Genomic DNA, 628 nt, shown 5'->3' with positions numbered 1-628 from the left:
GACTCGAAGTCCAATGAAATCACCGCAATCCCAGAGTTGCTAAAGTTATTAGAGCTAAAAGATTGCTTAGTGACCATTGATGCAATGGGCTGTCAAAAGGAGATTGCGAAGCAAATTATAGAAAAAGAAGCGGATTATTTGCTAGCACTCAAAGCCAATCAGAGCAGCTTATTTGAACAAGTAAAACAACTATTACAGCCAGAAATCACACGGCAAATAGCGAATGATAGCCTACTAAGTGAAGTAGATTATCAACGAGGTCGAGAAGAGTTCAGGGCGGCGGTTGTCTGCCATGATATGACCCACATTCCAGCAAGTGCGAGCTGGCCCAATTTACAAAGTGCAGGCGTGATAGTGTCTTATCGTAAACTGGATAATCAAAAGCAAGGAGAATTAACATATCGATATTACATAAGCTCAGCAAACTTGAGTGCGCAAAGACTAGCGGAGGCCACACGAGCGCATTGGCATATCGAGAACAGTCTTCATTGGTGTTTGGATGTGGCAATGAATGAAGATGGTTGCCGTATACGCCGAGACGGTGCAGCAGAAGTGTTTGCTGGTGTAAGGCATATTGCATTGAATTTATTGAAGAAAGAGACATCCTTTAACAAAGGTGTACGCGCTA

The 628-nt window shown here is 43.0% G+C and carries 1 protein-coding gene; it reads left to right on the top strand.

Translation table 11 applies throughout. The annotated features are described in order from the left end of the window. The coding region (locus tag CWC18_RS17985) for an ISAs1 family transposase (protein ID WP_138675824.1) at positions 1-628 on the top strand (628 nt) is incomplete at both ends.

The organism is Pseudoalteromonas aurantia (assembly GCF_005886875.1).
Lineage (GTDB): Bacteria > Pseudomonadota > Gammaproteobacteria > Enterobacterales > Alteromonadaceae > Pseudoalteromonas > Pseudoalteromonas aurantia_A.
The sequence above is the reverse complement of the archived record's forward strand: the minus strand, read 5'-3'. Positions and strand labels throughout refer to the sequence as shown.